Below are 15,487 nucleotides of genomic sequence, written 5' to 3'. Positions count from 1 at the left end.
CCGCCGAACTTCGACGACAGAATCGTCGTGATCGCTGCGGTCAGGGTCGTCTTGCCATGGTCAACGTGGCCGATCGTCCCAACGTTTACGTGCGGCTTCGTCCGCTCAAACTTGCCTTTAGCCATAGTGAGAATCCTCGCTTGAGTTCTGTTACTTAGTACGATTGCTGATCACCGCCTCCGCAACGCTCTTCGGCGCTTCGGAGTAGTGCTTGAATTCCATCGAGTACGTGGCGCGCCCCTGCGACAGCGAACGCAGCTGCGTCGCATAGCCGAACATTTCGGCCAGCGGAACCTCAGCCTTCACTTCCTTCATGCCGCCGGGCAGGTCATCCATACCCTGGACGATGCCGCGACGCCCGGACAGGTCACCCATGACGTTGCCCATGTAGTCCTCGGGCGTCTCGACGACAACCGCCATCATCGGCTCGAGCAGAACCGGACTGGCCTTGCGCATCGCGTCCTTGAACGCCATCGAGGCCGCCATCTTGAACGCGTTCTCATTCGAGTCGACGTCATGGTAGGAACCGTCGAACAGCGTGACCTTCACATCGACTACCGGGAAGCCCGCGAGCACACCGTTGGGCAGGGTCTCCTGCAGACCCTTGTCGACCGCGGGAATGTACTCGCGCGGCACCGTGCCGCCCTTGATGGCATCGACGAATTCATAGCCCTTGCCGGCTTCGTTCGGCTCGAGCTTGATCCAAACGTGACCGAACTGGCCGCGCCCGCCCGACTGCTTGACGAACTTGCCTTCCTGCTCGACCGCCTTGCGGATCGCCTCACGATAGGCGACCTGCGGCGCACCGACGTTCGCCTCGACGTTGAATTCGCGCTTCATGCGGTCAACGATGATCTCGAGGTGCAATTCGCCCATACCCGAGATGATCGTCTGGCCCGACTCCTCGTCGGTGCGCACACGGAAGGACGGATCCTCCGCGGCCAGACGACTCAGAGCGATGCCCATCTTTTCCTGGTCGCTCTTGGTCTTCGGCTCGACCGCGACGTGAATCACGGGATCCGGGAAGACCATGCGCTCGAGGATGATCGGCGCGCTCGGGTCACACAGCGTCTCGCCCGTCGTCACTTCCTTGAGGCCGACGCACGCGGCGATATCGCCAGCGAGAACTTCCTTGATCTCGTGACGCTCATTGGCGTGCATCTGCAGAATACGGCCGATGCGCTCCTTCTTGCCCTTGATCGAGTTCAGCACCGTCTCGCCGGACTGCAGGACGCCGGAATACACGCGCACGAAGGTCAGCTGACCGACGAACGGGTCAGTCATGAGCTTGAATGCGAGTGCAGAGAATTTCTCGGCGTCGTCGGCCTTGCGCGATGCAGGCTGCTCGTTGTCATCCACGCCGGCGACCGGCGGAATATCGACCGGCGACGGCAGCAGCTCAATGACAGCATCGAGCATGCGCTGCACACCCTTGTTCTTGAACGCAGTGCCGCACAGCATCGGCTGGATTTCGCAGGCGATGGTGCGCTGACGCAGACCCGCGTTGATCTTCTCGGCCGACAGGTCGCCGTTCTCGAGGTACTCGTTCATGAGCTCCTCGCTAGCCTCGGCAGCTGCCTCGACCATTTTCTCGCGCCACTCCTGCGCATCCGCCTCGAGTTCCGCGGGGATGTCGCGGTACTCGAACTTCATGCCCTGGCTGGCCTCATCCCAGTAGATCGCCTTCATGCGAACGAGATCGACGACGCCGACGAACCCGTCTTCGGCCCCGATCGGGATCACGATGGGCACCGGATTCGCCTTCAGGCGGGTACGCATCTGTTCGTAAACCTTGAAGAAGTTGGCACCCTGACGGTCCATCTTGTTCACGAAGGCGAGACGCGGCACCTTGTACTTGGTTGCCTGGCGCCACACGGTTTCCGACTGCGGCTGAACGCCGCCGACCGCGCAGTACACCATGCACGCACCGTCGAGGACGCGCATCGAGCGCTCGACCTCGATCGTGAAGTCCACGTGCCCCGGGGTGTCGATGATGTTGAAGCGATGCTCGGGGAACGACAGGTCCATGCCCTTCCAGAAGCAGGTCGTCGCAGCCGAGGTAATGGTGATACCCCGCTCCTGCTCCTGCTCCATCCAGTCCATGGTCGCAGCGCCATCATGAACTTCACCGATCTTGTGGTTCACACCGGTGTAGAAAAGAATGCGCTCGGTCGTCGTTGTCTTGCCGGCGTCGATGTGAGCGGAGATACCGATATTGCGGTAGCGCTCAATGGGAGTCTTGCGAGCCACGGTTTACCCTGCCTTCCAGAATTCGCGCGAGGCGCGAAAGTCCAAGTGTCTTGTTACAAAACAATCGAGCCCTTGCCAGGGCCCGATTAACCGCTGTCCGAAACTGCTTAGAAGCGGTAGTGCGAGAACGCCTTGTTCGCTTCGGCCATGCGGTGCACTTCTTCGCGCTTCTTCATCGCGGCACCGCGGCCTTCGGCGGCCTCGAGCAACTCACCGGCGAGGCGCTGGGCCATCGACTTCTCGGCGCGCTTGCGGGCAGCTTCACGCAGCCAGCGCATCGACAGCGCCATGCGGCGCGACGGACGCACTTCGACCGGAACCTGGTAGTTGGCACCACCAACGCGACGGCTCTTGACCTCGACCACCGGCTTGACATTCGCCACCGCGGACGAGAAGACCTCCAGAGGGTCTTTCCCGGCCTTGCCGGAGATGTGCTCGAAAGCACCATAGACGATGCGCTCGGCAACCGACTTCTTGCCGGACTGCATGATCACATTGATGAACTTGGAAACGTCCTGCGAACCGAACTTCGGATCCGGCAGAATTTCACGCTTGGGTACTTCGCGACGACGGGGCATGACAACCTCTAGCTATTTCTGAATGCCGACAATTAGGATTTCTTCGGACGCTTGGCGCCGTACTTCGAGCGCGACTGCTTACGATCCTTGACGCCCTGCAGGTCGAGCGAACCGCGCACGATGTGGTAGCGCACACCCGGCAAGTCCTTCACACGACCACCACGAATCAGGACCACCGAGTGCTCCTGGAGGTTGTGACCCTCGCCACCGATGTACGAGATCACTTCAAAGCCGTTCGTCAGGCGAACCTTCGCAACTTTACGCAGCGCGGAGTTCGGCTTCTTCGGCGTAGTGGTGTAAACGCGAGTGCAAACGCCGCGCTTCTGCGGGCAAGCATCGAGCGCCGGCACTTTGCTCTTGACGACTGCAAGTTGCCGGGGCTTGCGGACGAGCTGATTAATTGTTGGCATAGCTTGAGAATTTTCCATTATACCGGGACAGCCCTAAAGGCCGCCCCGGGCGGTTGATTCCGGCAGAGACTGACTACGATTGGTCAGTCCACAAAAAGAGGCCGGATGTTATCCCGACAAGCCGGCAAAAGTCAACCGGCCTGTACATCTTGCGAGACGCCGTCGGGCACTTCCGACGGTTGTTCCTGCATCGCCGCCCATGCATGCTCGGCTGCGAGATCCTCGCCCGCCGACTGCGCACGGCGGTTGCGGTGGTACGCCATGCCGGTACCGGCTGGAATAAGCCGGCCGACAATGACGTTTTCCTTGAGCCCGCGCAGTTCGTCGCGCTTGCCCATGATGGCGGCTTCGGTCAGCACGCGCGTCGTTTCCTGGAAAGACGCAGCCGAGATGAACGAATCGGTAGACAGCGATGCCTTCGTGATACCCAGCAGCACGTTCTGATACTGGCCCGGCAGCTTGCCTTCGCTCTCGATACGGTCGTTCTCGTCGAGGACTTCGGAACGTTCGACCTGTTCCTCGCGAATGACCTTGGTGTCGCCGGCATCCGTGATGACCACGCGGCGCAGCATCTGGCGAACGATCACTTCGATGTGCTTGTCGTTGATCTTCACACCCTGCAGACGGTACACGTCCTGCACTTCGTCGATGATGTAGCGGGCCAGCGCCTCGATACCCTGCAGACGCAGGATGTCATGCGGGTCAGCCGGACCGTCGACGATCAACTCGCCCTTGTTGACCACCTGTCCGTCATGCACCATCACGTGCTTGTCCTTCGGGATCAGGAACTCGTGCGCCGTACCATCGGCCTCGGTGATGACAAGACGCTGCTTGCCCTTGGTGTCCTTGCCGAACGAAACGGTGCCGGTGTACTCGGCGAGCACGCCGGCATCCTTCGGCGGCCGGGCTTCGAAGAGCTCCGCGACGCGTGGCAGACCGCCGGTAATGTCGCGAGTCTTCGCCGATTCCTGCGGAATCCGCGCGAGGATGTCGCCGACGCCGATGACCTGCCCGTCCTTCACAGTGATCAGCGAGCCGACCTGGAAGGTGATCGCCACCGAGTGATCGGTACCGGCGATCTTCACCTCCTCGCCGTTCTCGTCGAGCAGCTTCACCTGCGGGCGCACGCCCTTCGAGGACGCACCGGACGAGCGACGTTTCCCGTCGATGACGACGAGGGTCGACAGGCCGGTCACTTCGTCGATCTGCTTCGCGACGGTGACACCTTCCTCGACGTTCTCGAACTTCACGGTACCGGAGTACTCCGTGACGATCGGACGGGTGTGCGGATCCCACGTCGCAAGCATGACGCCTGCCTTGATGCCGGCACCGTCGTCGACCAGCAGCGTCGCACCGTACGGCAGCTTGTGGCGCTCGCGCTCGCGGCCCATGTCGTCGGCGACGACGATCTCGGCCGAACGCGCGATGATGACTTTCTCACCCTTCGCGTTCGAGACATAACGCATGTTGCCGGCGAAGCGGATGGTACCGGCCGACTTCGACTCGACGCCGCTCGCAGCGGCCGCCCGGGATGCGGCACCACCGACGTGGAAAGTACGCATCGTGAGCTGGGTACCCGGCTCGCCGATCGACTGCGCGGCGATGACGCCGACGGCTTCGCCGACATTGACCAGGTTGCCGCGACCGAGATCGCGCCCGTAGCATTTGCCGCACAGGCCGTAGCGCGTTGCGCAGGTCAGGGCGGTGCGGACCTTCACTTCATCGATACCGAGTCTTTCGATCAGATCGACGGCATTTTCGTCGAGCAGCGTACCGGCCTCGATCACCGTCTCCTGAGAATCCGGATTGACGACGTCTTCGGCGCAGACACGGCCGAGGATCCGCTCGCGCAGCGCCTCGATGACCTCACCGCCCTCGATGAGCGCTTTCATCACGAAACCATCACGCGTGCCGCAGTCGTCCTCGGTCACGACCAGATCCTGCGTCACGTCAACCAGACGGCGGGTCAGGTAACCGGAGTTCGCGGTCTTCAGCGCGGTATCGGCCAGACCCTTACGGGCACCGTGCGTCGAGATGAAGTACTGCAGAACGTTCAGGCCTTCGCGGAAGTTCGTCGTGATCGGCGTCTCGATGATGGAGCCGTCCGGCTTCGCCATCAGGCCGCGCATGCCGGCGAGCTGACGGATCTGCGCGGCGGAACCCCGCGCACCGGAGTCGGCCATCATGTAGATCGAGTTGAACGACTCCTGCTTGACGGTGTCGCCATTACGATTGACGACGTCTTCCTGGCCGAGCTGGTCCATCATCGCCTTCGCGACCTGGTCACCGGCACGCCCCCAGATATCGACGACCTTGTTGTAGCGCTCGCCGTCCGTCACGAGGCCGGACGTGTATTGGCGGGCGATCTCCTTGACCTCCTGCTCGGCCGCGTGGATCAGCGTGTCCTTCAGGGTCGGGACCAACATGTCCTTCACGGCGATCGAGATGCCCGCACGCGTCGCCAGACGGAAGCCGAACTGCATCAGCTTGTCCGCGAACACCACCGTTTCCTTCAGACCGCAGCGGCGGAAGGATGCGTTGATGAGCCGCGAGATTTCCTTCTTCTTCAGGGCCTTGTCGATGACACTGAACGGCAGCCCCGGCGGCAGGATCTCCGACAGCATCGCGCGACCGGCCGTCGTGTTGTAGCGGGTGATCTTCTCGCGGCGTTCGCCGTCTGCGCTAACCTCGATTTCCTTCAGTCGCACCGACACGCGTGCGTGCAGCGACAGCTGCTTCGATTCGTACGCGCGCTTGAGTTCGCCGACGTCCGAGAACGCCATGCCCTCACCCGCGACGTTCACGCCTTCGCGCGTCGAGTAGTACAAGCCCAGCACGATATCCTGCGACGGCACGATGATCGGCTCGCCGTTGGCGGGCGAAAGGACGTTGTTCGACGCCAGCATCAGCGTACGCGCTTCCATCTGCGCTTCGAGCGACAGGGGCACGTGAACAGCCATCTGGTCGCCGTCGAAGTCGGCGTTGAACGCGACGCACACCAGCGGGTGCAGCTGGATTGCCTTGCCCTCGATCAGCACCGGCTCGAAAGCCTGGATACCCAGACGGTGCAGGGTCGGCGCACGGTTCAGCATCACCGGATGTTCGCGGATGACTTCCTCCAGGATGTCCCACACTACGGGTTCCTGGCTTTCCACCATCTTCTTCGCCTGCTTGATGGTCGTCGCGAGCCCCATCAGTTCGAGCTTGTTGAAGATGAAGGGCTTGAACAGCTCGAGCGCCATCAGCTTGGGCAGGCCGCACTGGTGCAGCTTGAGCTGCGGACCGACGACGATGACTGAACGGCCCGAGTAGTCGACGCGCTTACCCAACAGGTTCTGCCGGAAACGGCCGCCCTTGCCCTTAATCATGTCGGCGAGCGACTTCAACGGGCGCTTGTTCGCGCCGGTCATCGCCTTGCCGCGACGACCGTTGTCGAGCAGCGAGTCGACGGCCTCCTGCAGCATGCGCTTTTCGTTGCGCACGATGATTTCCGGTGCCTTCAGCTCCAACAGCCGCTTCAGGCGGTTGTTCCGGTTGATGACGCGGCGGTACAGATCGTTCAGGTCGGACGTCGCAAAGCGTCCGCCGTCCAGCGGCACCAGCGGGCGCAGGTCCGGCGGCAGCACCGGCAGGACTTCGAGGATCATCCATTCCGGCTTGATGCCGGACTGCTGGAAGGCCTCGAGCACCTTCAGACGCTTCGAGAACTTCTTGATTTTGGCTTCCGAGTTGGTCGTCTCGAGGTCGCCACGCAGTTTTTCGATCTCGAGCTGGATATCGAGCGTGCGCAGCAGGCCGCGGATGCCCTCGGCACCCATCAGGGCGTCGAACTCGTCGCCATACTCTTCGACCTTCGCGAGGTAGTCGTCCTCGGTCAGCAGCTGGGCGCGGTTGAGCGGGGTCATACCCGGCTCAACGACCACGAAGGCTTCGAAATACAGCACTCGCTCGATGTCACGCAGGGTCATGTCGAGCACCATGCCGAGACGGCTCGGCAGGCTCTTCAGAAACCAGATGTGCGCGGTCGGGCTCGCGAGTTCGATGTGCGCCATGCGTTCACGGCGCACCTTCGACAGGGTCACCTCGACGCCGCACTTCTCGCAGATCACGCCGCGGTGCTTGAGGCGCTTGTACTTGCCGCAAAGGCATTCGTAGTCCTTCACCGGCCCGAAGATCTTGGCGCAGAAGAGGCCGTCGCGCTCGGGCTTGAAGGTGCGGTAGTTGATGGTCTCAGGCTTCTTGACCTCGCCGTAAGACCACGAGCGGATCTTGTCCGGCGATGCGAGGCCGATGGTGATCGCGTCGAACTGGTCTTCGTTCGGCAGGGTTTGCTTGAACAGGTCAGCGAGCAGGCTTTTCATAAATCACTCCGTCCGGGTGGCTTCGTGGGCGTTCACCCGGTTCAGTACGTGTCCAGATCGATGTCGATCGCGAGCGAGCGGATTTCCTTCACCAGCACGTTGAAGGACTCGGGCATGCCCGCGTCGATCTTGTGCTCGCCCTTGACGATGCTTTCGTACACCTTGGTACGGCCGGTCACGTCGTCGGACTTCACGGTGAGCATTTCCTGCAGCGTATAGGCCGCGCCGTAGGCCTCGAGCGCCCACACTTCCATTTCACCGAAGCGCTGGCCACCGAACTGCGCCTTGCCGCCCAGCGGCTGCTGGGTGACGAGGGAGTACGGGCCGGTCGAACGTGCGTGCATCTTGTCATCGACCAGGTGGTGCAGCTTCAGCACGTGTTTGTAGCCGACCGTGACCTTGCGGTCGAAGGCCTCGCCGGTACGGCCATCGAAGAGCGTGACCTGCCCACCGGATTCGATACCCGCCAAGGCGAACATCGCCTCGATCTCCTCTTCCTTCGCGCCGTCGAACACCGGCGTCGCAAACGGAACGCCCTTGCTCAGGTTCGAAGCGAGTTCGACCACTTCCTTGTCGTTGAGACTGTCGAGGTCTTCCGGATGGCCCTTCGTGTTGTAGATCTGCTCGAGCAGCCCGCGGATCTCGGCCGCGGCAGTGTTGGAGCGGACCATCTGTCCGATCCGGTTGCCGAGCGCCTTCGCCGCCCAGCCGAGATGCGTCTCGAGGATCTGGCCGATGTTCATCCGCGACGGCACGCCCAGCGGGTTCAGCACGATGTCGACCGGCGTCCCGTCGGCCATGTGCGGCATGTCCTCGACCGGCACGATGCGCGAGACGACACCCTTGTTACCGTGACGACCCGCCATCTTGTCGCCGGGTTGCAGGCGACGCTTCACGGCGAGGTAGACCTTGACCATCTTCTGCACGCCCGGGGGCAGTTCGTCGCCCTGGGTGAGCTTCTTCTTCTTGATCTCGAAGGCCTGCTCGAAGTCCTTGCGGGTCTTTTCCAGACCTTCGCGGACCGCCTCAAGCTGGGTCGCCAGTTCTTCGTCCGCCATGCGGATGTCGAACCAGTGATAGAACTCGAGCGAGTCGAGGTAGTCGGCGGTGATCTCGGCACCCTTCGCCAGTTTCTTCGGTCCGCCGTTGGCCTTCTGGCCGGTGATCAGGCGACGGATACGAGCGAAGGCGTCACGCTCGACGATACGCATCTGGTCAGCGAGGTCGGTCTTGAAGCTGCGCAGCATGTCGTCGATGATCGACTGGGCACGCTTGTCGCGCTCGATACCCTCGCGGGTGAACACCTGCACATCGATGACGGTGCCGTTCATGCCGGACGGCACGCGCAGCGAGGTGTCCTTAACGTCGGACGCCTTCTCGCCGAAGATCGCGCGCAACAGCTTCTCTTCGGGAGTGAGCTGGGTCTCGCCCTTCGGCGTGACCTTGCCGACGAGCACGTCGCCGGCATCCACTTCCGCACCGATGTACACGATGCCCGACTCGTCGAGTCGCGACAGCTGCGCTTCGCCCAGGGAAGCGATGTCGCGCGTAATTTCCTCAGGCCCGAGTTTGGTGTCGCGCGCAACGACCGTCAGCTCCTCGATGTGGATCGAGGTGAAGCGGTCCTCGGCGACGACGCGCTCGGAGATGAGGATCGAGTCCTCGAAGTTGTAACCGTTCCACGGCATGAACGCGACCAGCATGTTCTGGCCGAGAGCAAGCTCGCCGAGGTCGGTCGAGGCGCCGTCGGCAATGACGTCGCCGCGGCCGATCAGGTCGCCGACCTTCACGATCGGGCGCTGGTTGATGTTCGTGTTCTGGTTCGAACGCGTGTACTTGATCATGTTGTAGATGTCGACGCCGACTTCGCCCGCGAGGGTCTCGTCATCGTTGACCCGCACCACGATCCGGTTGGCGTCGACATAGTCGACGACGCCGCCGCGCATCGCTTGCACCGCGGTACCCGAGTCGACGGCGACGGTGCGCTCGATACCGGTACCGACGAGCGGCTTTTCCGGACGCAGGCAAGGCACGGCCTGGCGCTGCATGTTCGCGCCCATCAGCGCGCGGTTCGCGTCATCGTGCTCGAGGAACGGAATCAGCGACGCGGCGACCGACACGATCTGGCCCGGCGCGACGTCCATGTACTGGATCTGGTCCGCCGTCGCCAGCAGGAATTCACCCTTGTGGCGGCAGGACACGAGATCGCCCAGCAGCGCGCCGCCGTCGTCGACGTCGGCGTTCGCCTGCGCGATCACGTACTGGCCTTCCTCGATCGCCGACAGGAAGTCGATCTGGTCGGTGACCTTGCCGTCGGTGACCTTGCGGTACGGCGTCTCGAGGAAGCCGTGACGGTTGGTCTGCGCATACACGGCCAGCGAGTTGATCAGGCCGATGTTCGGACCTTCCGGCGTCTCGATCGGACACACGCGGCCGTAGTGCGTCGGATGCACGTCGCGCACCTCGAAGCCGGCGCGTTCGCGCGTCAGGCCACCCGGGCCGAGGGCCGAGACGCGGCGCTTGTGCGTGATCTCGGACAGCGGGTTGGTCTGGTCCATGAACTGCGACAACTGGCTGGAGCCGAAGAACTCCTTGATCGCGGCCGAGATCGGCTTCGCATTGATCAGGTCGTGCGGCATCAGGTTGTCGGATTCCGCCTGCGACAGACGTTCCTTGACGGCGCGCTCGACGCGCACCAGGCCGGCGCGGAACTGGTTCTCGGCGAGTTCGCCGACCGAACGCACGCGGCGGTTGCCGAGGTGGTCGATGTCGTCGATCTCGCCGCGGCCGTTGCGCAGCTCCACCAGCACGCTCATCACGGCGAGGATGTCTTCATTCGACAGGGTCGAGGGACCCTCTTCCCCGCGGGCACCGACGACCTCGTAGAAGCGCTTGAGCCAGCCCGGCGCCTTGTCCTCGATCTTCTCCGGATACGCGCGGCGATTGAACTTCATGCGGCCGACCGACGACAGGTCGTAGCGCTCTTCCGAGTAGAACAGGCCCTGGAACAGCGCCTCGACAGCTTCCTCGGTGGGCGGCTCGCCCGGGCGCATCATGCGGTAGATCGCGACACGCGCGGCCCACTGGTCGGCCGTCTCATCGATACGCAGCGTCTGCGAGATGTAGGGGCCGCGATCGAGATCGTTGACGTACAGGGTCTGCAGGTCCTTGACGCCGGCGTCGCGCAGCTTGCCCAGCAGGTCTTCCGTGATCTCGTCGTTGGCGCGCGCGATCAGCTCGCCGGTTTCCGGATCGACGACGTTGTGGGCAACGATGCGGCCCAGCACGAAATCGTCAGGCACGACCATGGTCTTGATGCCGGCCTGTTCGAGCTCGCGGATGTGCTTCGCCGTGATGCGCTTGTCGCGCGCGACGATGACCTTGCCGTCACCGTCGGTAATGTCGAACTTGGCGACGTCGCCGCGCAGGCGATCCGGAACCAGCTCGAAGGCGGCCTCTGCACCCCTGAGGTGGAAGGTGTCGAAGTCGTGGAAGGTCTCGAGGATCTGCTCGGGCGTCATGCCGATGGCGCGCAGCAGGATGGTCGCAGGCATCTTGCGGCGACGGTCGACGCGGAAGAACAGGCAGTCCTTCGGATCGAATTCGAAGTCGAGCCAGGAACCGCGGTAAGGGATGATGCGCGCCGAGAACAGCAGCTTGCCCGACGAATGGGTCTTGCCGCGGTCGTGCTCGAAGAACACGCCAGGCGAACGGTGCAGCTGCGACACGATCACGCGCTCGGTGCCGTTGATGACGAACGAACCGGTCGAGGTCATGAGCGGAATTTCGCCCATGTAGACCTCCTGCTCCTTGACTTCCTTCACCGTCTCCTTCGGCGCGTCGCGATCGAGGATCACCAGGCGCACCCGGGCGCGCAGCGGCGACGCGAAAGTCAGGCCGCGCTGCTGGCATTCCTTCACGTCGAACGCGGGCTCGCCGAGCATGTACTGCACGAATTCCAGCCGCGCATTCCCGCTGTGGCTCGCGATCGGGAAGATCGACGTGAAGGCAGCCTGCAGGCCCTGGTTCAGGCGTGTCATCGGCGGCGTTTCAGCCTGCAGGAACGAGGCGAACGACTCGATCTGGGTGGCGAGGAGGAAAGGTACGTTCAGCACTGCCGCGCGCTTGGCGAAGCTCTTGCGGATACGTTTCTTTTCGGTGTAGGAATACGCCATGGATGCTCCGGGTAGAGGTCGGACGTCAAAGAGACAGAACACAGCGCCCCGAGGAGATCGGGCCAGGCGATAGGCTAGTGGACACCGTATCTCGCGCTGGGTTCTGGCTTCTTGGATTTACAAAGCACGAAAGGGCTGGCGCCCGGATGAGCGCCAGCCCCGAGAGACAACTCGGTATTACTTGATCTCGACCTTCGCGCCAGCGTCTTCGAGCTGCTTCTTGATCGCCTCGGCGTCGGCCTTCGGAGCGCCTTCCTTGACGGTCTTGGGGGCGCCATCGACCAGGTCCTTCGCTTCCTTCAGGCCCAGGCCCGTGGCAGCGCGGACGACCTTGATCACTTCGACCTTCTTTTCGCCGGCCGCAAGCAGGACGACGTCGAATTCGGTCTTCTCTTCAACGACCGCAGCGGCGGCGCCGGCACCCGGGGCAGCAACCGCCATCGCGGCAGCCGAAACACCAAACTTCTCTTCGAACGCCTTCACCAGGTCGTTCAGTTCCATAACGGTCATCGAGCCAACGGCTTCGAGGATGTCTTCTTTGCTGATAGCCATGTCAAATCACTCCTAAATCGAAACTTTTTCGGAAAACGGTCAGGCAGCTGCCTCTTCCTCGCGCTTCTTGGCGAGGGCGGCCAGCGTGCAAGCGAAGCCGGAAACCGGCGCCTGCATGACGCCCAGCAGCTTGGCGAGCAACTCTTCGCGGCTCGGGATCGACGCTAGCGCCTGCACGCCGGCCTTGTCGAGCGTATTGCCCGCATAGGAACCGGCCTTGAGCACCAGCTTGTCGTTGCCCTTGGCGAAGTCGTTCAGCACCTTGGCTGCAGCAACCGGATCTTCCGAAATGCCATAGATCAGCGGACCGGTCAGCTGATCCGACAACCCGGCGAACGGGGTTTCGGCGATCGCACGGCGCACCAGGGTGTTCTTCAGCACACGCAGGTAAACGCCAGCTTCGCGGGCCTTCGCACGCAGCGCAGTGAGATCACCCACTTCGATGCCGCGATACTCGGCCACCGCGATGGTCTGAGCGTTGGCCACCTGCGCCGACACCTCTGCCACTACGGCTTTCTTGTCATCAAGATTGAGACCCACGGGTCTTTCCTCCTTTCAAGTCCACACGCGAACCGCATTTCATGGTTCGCACCCACGGCGACCTGGATCAGGAGCGCGGCCGACGAATCGACCAGAATCCTGTTCTGGGCACACCGTCTGCGCAGGCCATCCGAAGATGCTTAAGCAGTCGCCGAAGCGACCACACCTGCGGTCTTTGACGATCCGCTCCGCACTTGCGCGCGGAGCGTCCCAAAGTTCGTTGTACAGCCCAATCAGGCTGCGTTGATGCTCGACGGCTCGATGCGCACGCCGGCACCCATGGTGCTCGACACGGCGACGCGACGCAGGTACACGCCCTTCGAGGCAGCGGGCTTCGCCTTCTGCAGCGCCTCGACGAGCGCGCCGAGGTTCTGCTGCAGCGCCTCGACCGAGAACGAGGCACGGCCGATCGTGGCGTGCACGAGGCCGGCCTTGTCGGTGCGGTACTGGACCTGACCGGCCTTGGCGTTCTTGACGGCGGTGGTGACGTCCATCGTCACGGTACCGACCTTCGGGTTCGGCATCAGGCCGCGCGGACCGAGGATCTGGCCCAGCTGACCGACGACGCGCATGGCGTCCGGCGTGGCGATGCAGAGGTCGAAGTCGATATTGCCGGCCTTGACCTGCTCGGCGAGGTCGTCGAAACCGACGACGTCGGCGCCGGCGGCGCGGGCGGCTTCAGCCTTGTCGCCCTGGGCGAACACGGCCACACGCACGGACTTGCCGGTACCGGCCGGCAGCACGACGGAGCCGCGCACGACCTGGTCGGATTTGCGCGCATCCACGCCGAGATTGACGGCGATATCGACGGACTCGTCGAACTTGGCGGTTGCGCATTCCTTCACCAGCGCGAGGGCCTCGGCGACGGTGTAGACGCGATTGCGATCAACCTTGGCGCGCAGCGCCTGAACTCGTTTCGAAAGCTTCGCCATGATCAGAGACCCTCCACCGTGATGCCCATGCTGCGCGCGGAACCGGCGATCGTACGCACGGCGGCGTCCATGTTCGCGGCGGTCAGGTCAGGCATCTTGGCCTTGGCGATCTCTTCGACCTGAGCACGCGTGATCGAACCGACCTTGTCGGTGTGCGGCTTCGGCGAGCCCTTCTGGATCTTCGCTGCCTTCTTGATGAGGACCGTCGCGGGCGGGGTCTTCATGATGAAGGTGAAGCTCTTGTCGGCATACGCCGTGATCACCACGGGGATCGGCAGACCGGGTTCCATACCCTGGGTCTTGGCGTTGAACGCCTTGCAGAATTCCATGATGTTCAGACCGCGCTGACCGAGCGCCGGGCCGATCGGGGGACTGGGGTTGGCTTTACCAGCTGGCACTTGCAGCTTGATATAGCCGATGATCTTCTTTGCCATCGCGGCTAGCTCCTGTTATGAGTACAAACGCACCGACACGGGCCGGCGCTCCTCGCTTGCGCCCGCGCGAGGCGGGCATGTCCGGGCCTTGCGGCCCGCCTGCATCAGGTTTTCTCGACCTGACTGAAATCCAGTTCGACCGGGGTGGCACGACCGAAGATCGTGACCATCACGCGCAGCTTGCTCTTGTCGTAATTGACGTCTTCCACCGAACCGTGAAAGTCGGTAAACGGACCTTCCTTGACGCGCACCACCTCACCCAACTCCCACAGCACCTTGGGACGCGGCTTGTCGACGCCTTCCTGCATCTGCTGCATGATCTTCTCGACTTCCTTCTCGGAAATCGGGGTGGGCTTGTTGGCGGTACCGCCAACAAAACCGGTGACCTTGGGAGTGGACTTGACCAGATGCCAGCTCTCGTCATTCATGTCCATCTCGACGAGCACGTAGCCCGGAAAGAACTTCCGCTCGGAAATGCTCTTCTGGCCGCTCTTCATCTCGATGACTTCTTCGACAGGCACAAGGATCTGCCCGAAGGAATCCTGCATCCCGGCGCGCGCGATGCGCTCGACGAGCGCGCGTTGGACAGACTTCTCGAAGCCCGAATAGGCATGCACCACGTACCAGCGCTTCGTCATGATTACTTCCAGCCCAGGATGAGGTCGTACAGAACCCACTCGAGGCTCTTGTCGGTCAACCACAGAAAAACCGCCATCACCACGGCGAAGGCGAACACCATTCCGGTCGTCTGCACCGTTTCCTTGCGCGAAGGCCACACGACCTTCTTCGCCTCGGCGGTCGCCTCGCGCGCAAATTCGACGAAACGCCGCCCCGGCTCGGATTGCCACGCTACCGCCACACCGGCCGCAACACCGGCGAGAACCGACAGCACGCGCAACACCAGCGCTTGCTCGGAAAGCTGGTAGAAGCCGACCACGCCGGCTGCAAGCAGGGCGAGAGCCAGCGCGAACTTGAACTTATCGGCCATCTAGATATTGAAAACCCGGAATTGAGTGGCAGGGGCAGAGGGAATCGAACCCCCAACCTTCGGTTTTGGAGACCGACGCTCTGCCAATTGAGCTATACCCCTGCAGCAGAGACTACAAGGCGCCCCGACGTACGAGGCGCCTTCGATCAGGCAATTGCTTCGGTTTTCAGCCGCAATTACTCGATGATCTTGGCGACGACGCCGGCGCCGACGGTACGGCCACCTTCGCGGATCGCGAAACGCAGACCTTCTTCCATGGCGATCGGG

Annotated in this window: 13 protein-coding genes and 1 tRNA gene; all 14 read right to left on the bottom strand. The window is 62.7% G+C overall.

The genetic code is table 11. The annotated features are described in order from the left end of the window. The coding region (locus tag BW991_RS23345) for a GTP-binding protein (protein ID WP_233447557.1) at positions 1 to 125 on the bottom strand (125 nt) is incomplete at its 3' end. 25 nt (positions 126 to 150) lie between these two features. Next, the gene (gene fusA, locus BW991_RS23340) at positions 151 to 2,250 is read right to left on the bottom strand and encodes an elongation factor G (RefSeq protein ID WP_076604510.1); all 2,100 of its coding nucleotides are present in this window, start codon (positions 2,248 to 2,250) and stop codon (positions 151 to 153) included. A 107-nt stretch (positions 2,251 to 2,357) separates the two neighbouring features. Next, entirely contained in the window at positions 2,358 to 2,828 is a 471-nt protein-coding gene (rpsG, locus tag BW991_RS23335) for a 30S ribosomal protein S7 (RefSeq protein ID WP_018987818.1), read from the bottom strand. A gap of 32 nt (positions 2,829 to 2,860) precedes the next feature. After that, positions 2,861 to 3,238, bottom strand: coding sequence for a 30S ribosomal protein S12 (gene rpsL, locus BW991_RS23330; RefSeq protein WP_018987817.1), 378 nt, complete (start codon positions 3,236 to 3,238; stop codon positions 2,861 to 2,863). A gap of 131 nt (positions 3,239 to 3,369) precedes the next feature. Further along, positions 3,370 to 7,599 carry a DNA-directed RNA polymerase subunit beta' gene (rpoC, locus tag BW991_RS23325; protein ID WP_076604509.1) on the bottom strand — a complete coding sequence of 1,410 codons (4,230 nt, stop codon included), beginning with the start codon at positions 7,597 to 7,599 and terminating at the stop codon, positions 3,370 to 3,372. Positions 7,600 to 7,640: 41 nt separating this feature from the next. Further along, a complete protein-coding gene (rpoB, locus tag BW991_RS23320; RefSeq protein ID WP_076604508.1) occupies positions 7,641 to 11,774 on the bottom strand; it encodes a DNA-directed RNA polymerase subunit beta in 4,134 nt (1,377 codons plus the stop codon). 177 nt (positions 11,775 to 11,951) lie between these two features. Further along, a complete protein-coding gene (gene rplL, locus BW991_RS23315) occupies positions 11,952 to 12,326 on the bottom strand; it encodes a 50S ribosomal protein L7/L12 (protein ID WP_076604507.1) in 375 nt (124 codons plus the stop codon). Between the two features lie 39 nt (positions 12,327 to 12,365). Continuing rightward, the gene (gene rplJ / locus BW991_RS23310) at positions 12,366 to 12,866 is read right to left on the bottom strand and encodes a 50S ribosomal protein L10 (RefSeq protein ID WP_076604506.1); all 501 of its coding nucleotides are present in this window, start codon (positions 12,864 to 12,866) and stop codon (positions 12,366 to 12,368) included. Positions 12,867 to 13,099: 233 nt separating this feature from the next. Next, positions 13,100 to 13,798: a 50S ribosomal protein L1 gene (rplA, locus tag BW991_RS23305; RefSeq protein ID WP_076604505.1), complete on the bottom strand. Its 699-nt coding sequence runs from the start codon at positions 13,796 to 13,798 to the stop codon at positions 13,100 to 13,102. 2 nt (positions 13,799 to 13,800) lie between these two features. Beyond that, positions 13,801 to 14,232 (bottom strand): 50S ribosomal protein L11, encoded by a 432-nt coding sequence (rplK, locus tag BW991_RS23300; RefSeq protein ID WP_076604504.1) that lies wholly within the window; start codon positions 14,230 to 14,232, stop codon positions 13,801 to 13,803. A gap of 104 nt (positions 14,233 to 14,336) precedes the next feature. Then, complete coding sequence (gene nusG / locus BW991_RS23295; protein WP_076604503.1) at positions 14,337 to 14,870, bottom strand: transcription termination/antitermination protein NusG; 534 nt, start codon at positions 14,868 to 14,870, stop codon at positions 14,337 to 14,339. A 2-nt stretch (positions 14,871 to 14,872) separates the two neighbouring features. Then, positions 14,873 to 15,220 carry a preprotein translocase subunit SecE gene (gene secE / locus BW991_RS23290; protein WP_076604502.1) on the bottom strand — a complete coding sequence of 116 codons (348 nt, stop codon included), beginning with the start codon at positions 15,218 to 15,220 and terminating at the stop codon, positions 14,873 to 14,875. Positions 15,221 to 15,246: 26 nt separating this feature from the next. Further along, positions 15,247 to 15,322: transfer RNA gene (locus tag BW991_RS23285), tRNA-Trp, on the bottom strand. A 74-nt stretch (positions 15,323 to 15,396) separates the two neighbouring features. Further along, the coding region (locus BW991_RS23280; protein WP_076604501.1) for an EF-Tu C-terminal domain-related protein at positions 15,397 to 15,487 on the bottom strand (91 nt) is incomplete at its 5' end.

Origin of the sequence: Aromatoleum tolulyticum, from assembly GCF_900156155.1 — a bacterium.
Classification (GTDB): Bacteria; Pseudomonadota; Gammaproteobacteria; order Burkholderiales; family Rhodocyclaceae; genus Aromatoleum; species Aromatoleum tolulyticum.
This window is presented reverse-complemented; position numbering and strand designations above follow the sequence as displayed.

Bases quoted from the DNA above. Each gene is read 5' to 3' on its own strand.
- rpsG (WP_018987818.1), bottom strand. From the start codon at position 2,828: ATGCCCCGTCGTCGCGAAGTACCCAAGCGTGAAATTCTGCCGGATCCG.
- rpsL (WP_018987817.1), bottom strand. From the start codon at position 3,238: ATGCCAACAATTAATCAGCTCGTCCGCAAGCCCCGGCAACTTGCAGTC.
- rpoC (WP_076604509.1), bottom strand. From the start codon at position 7,599: ATGAAAAGCCTGCTCGCTGACCTGTTCAAGCAAACCCTGCCGAACGAA.
- rpoB (WP_076604508.1), bottom strand. From the start codon at position 11,774: ATGGCGTATTCCTACACCGAAAAGAAACGTATCCGCAAGAGCTTCGCC.
- rplL (WP_076604507.1), bottom strand. From the start codon at position 12,326: ATGGCTATCAGCAAAGAAGACATCCTCGAAGCCGTTGGCTCGATGACC.
- rplA (WP_076604505.1), bottom strand. From the start codon at position 13,798: ATGGCGAAGCTTTCGAAACGAGTTCAGGCGCTGCGCGCCAAGGTTGAT.
- rplK (WP_076604504.1), bottom strand. From the start codon at position 14,232: ATGGCAAAGAAGATCATCGGCTATATCAAGCTGCAAGTGCCAGCTGGT.
- nusG (WP_076604503.1), bottom strand. From the start codon at position 14,870: ATGACGAAGCGCTGGTACGTGGTGCATGCCTATTCGGGCTTCGAGAAG.
- secE (WP_076604502.1), bottom strand. From the start codon at position 15,220: ATGGCCGATAAGTTCAAGTTCGCGCTGGCTCTCGCCCTGCTTGCAGCC.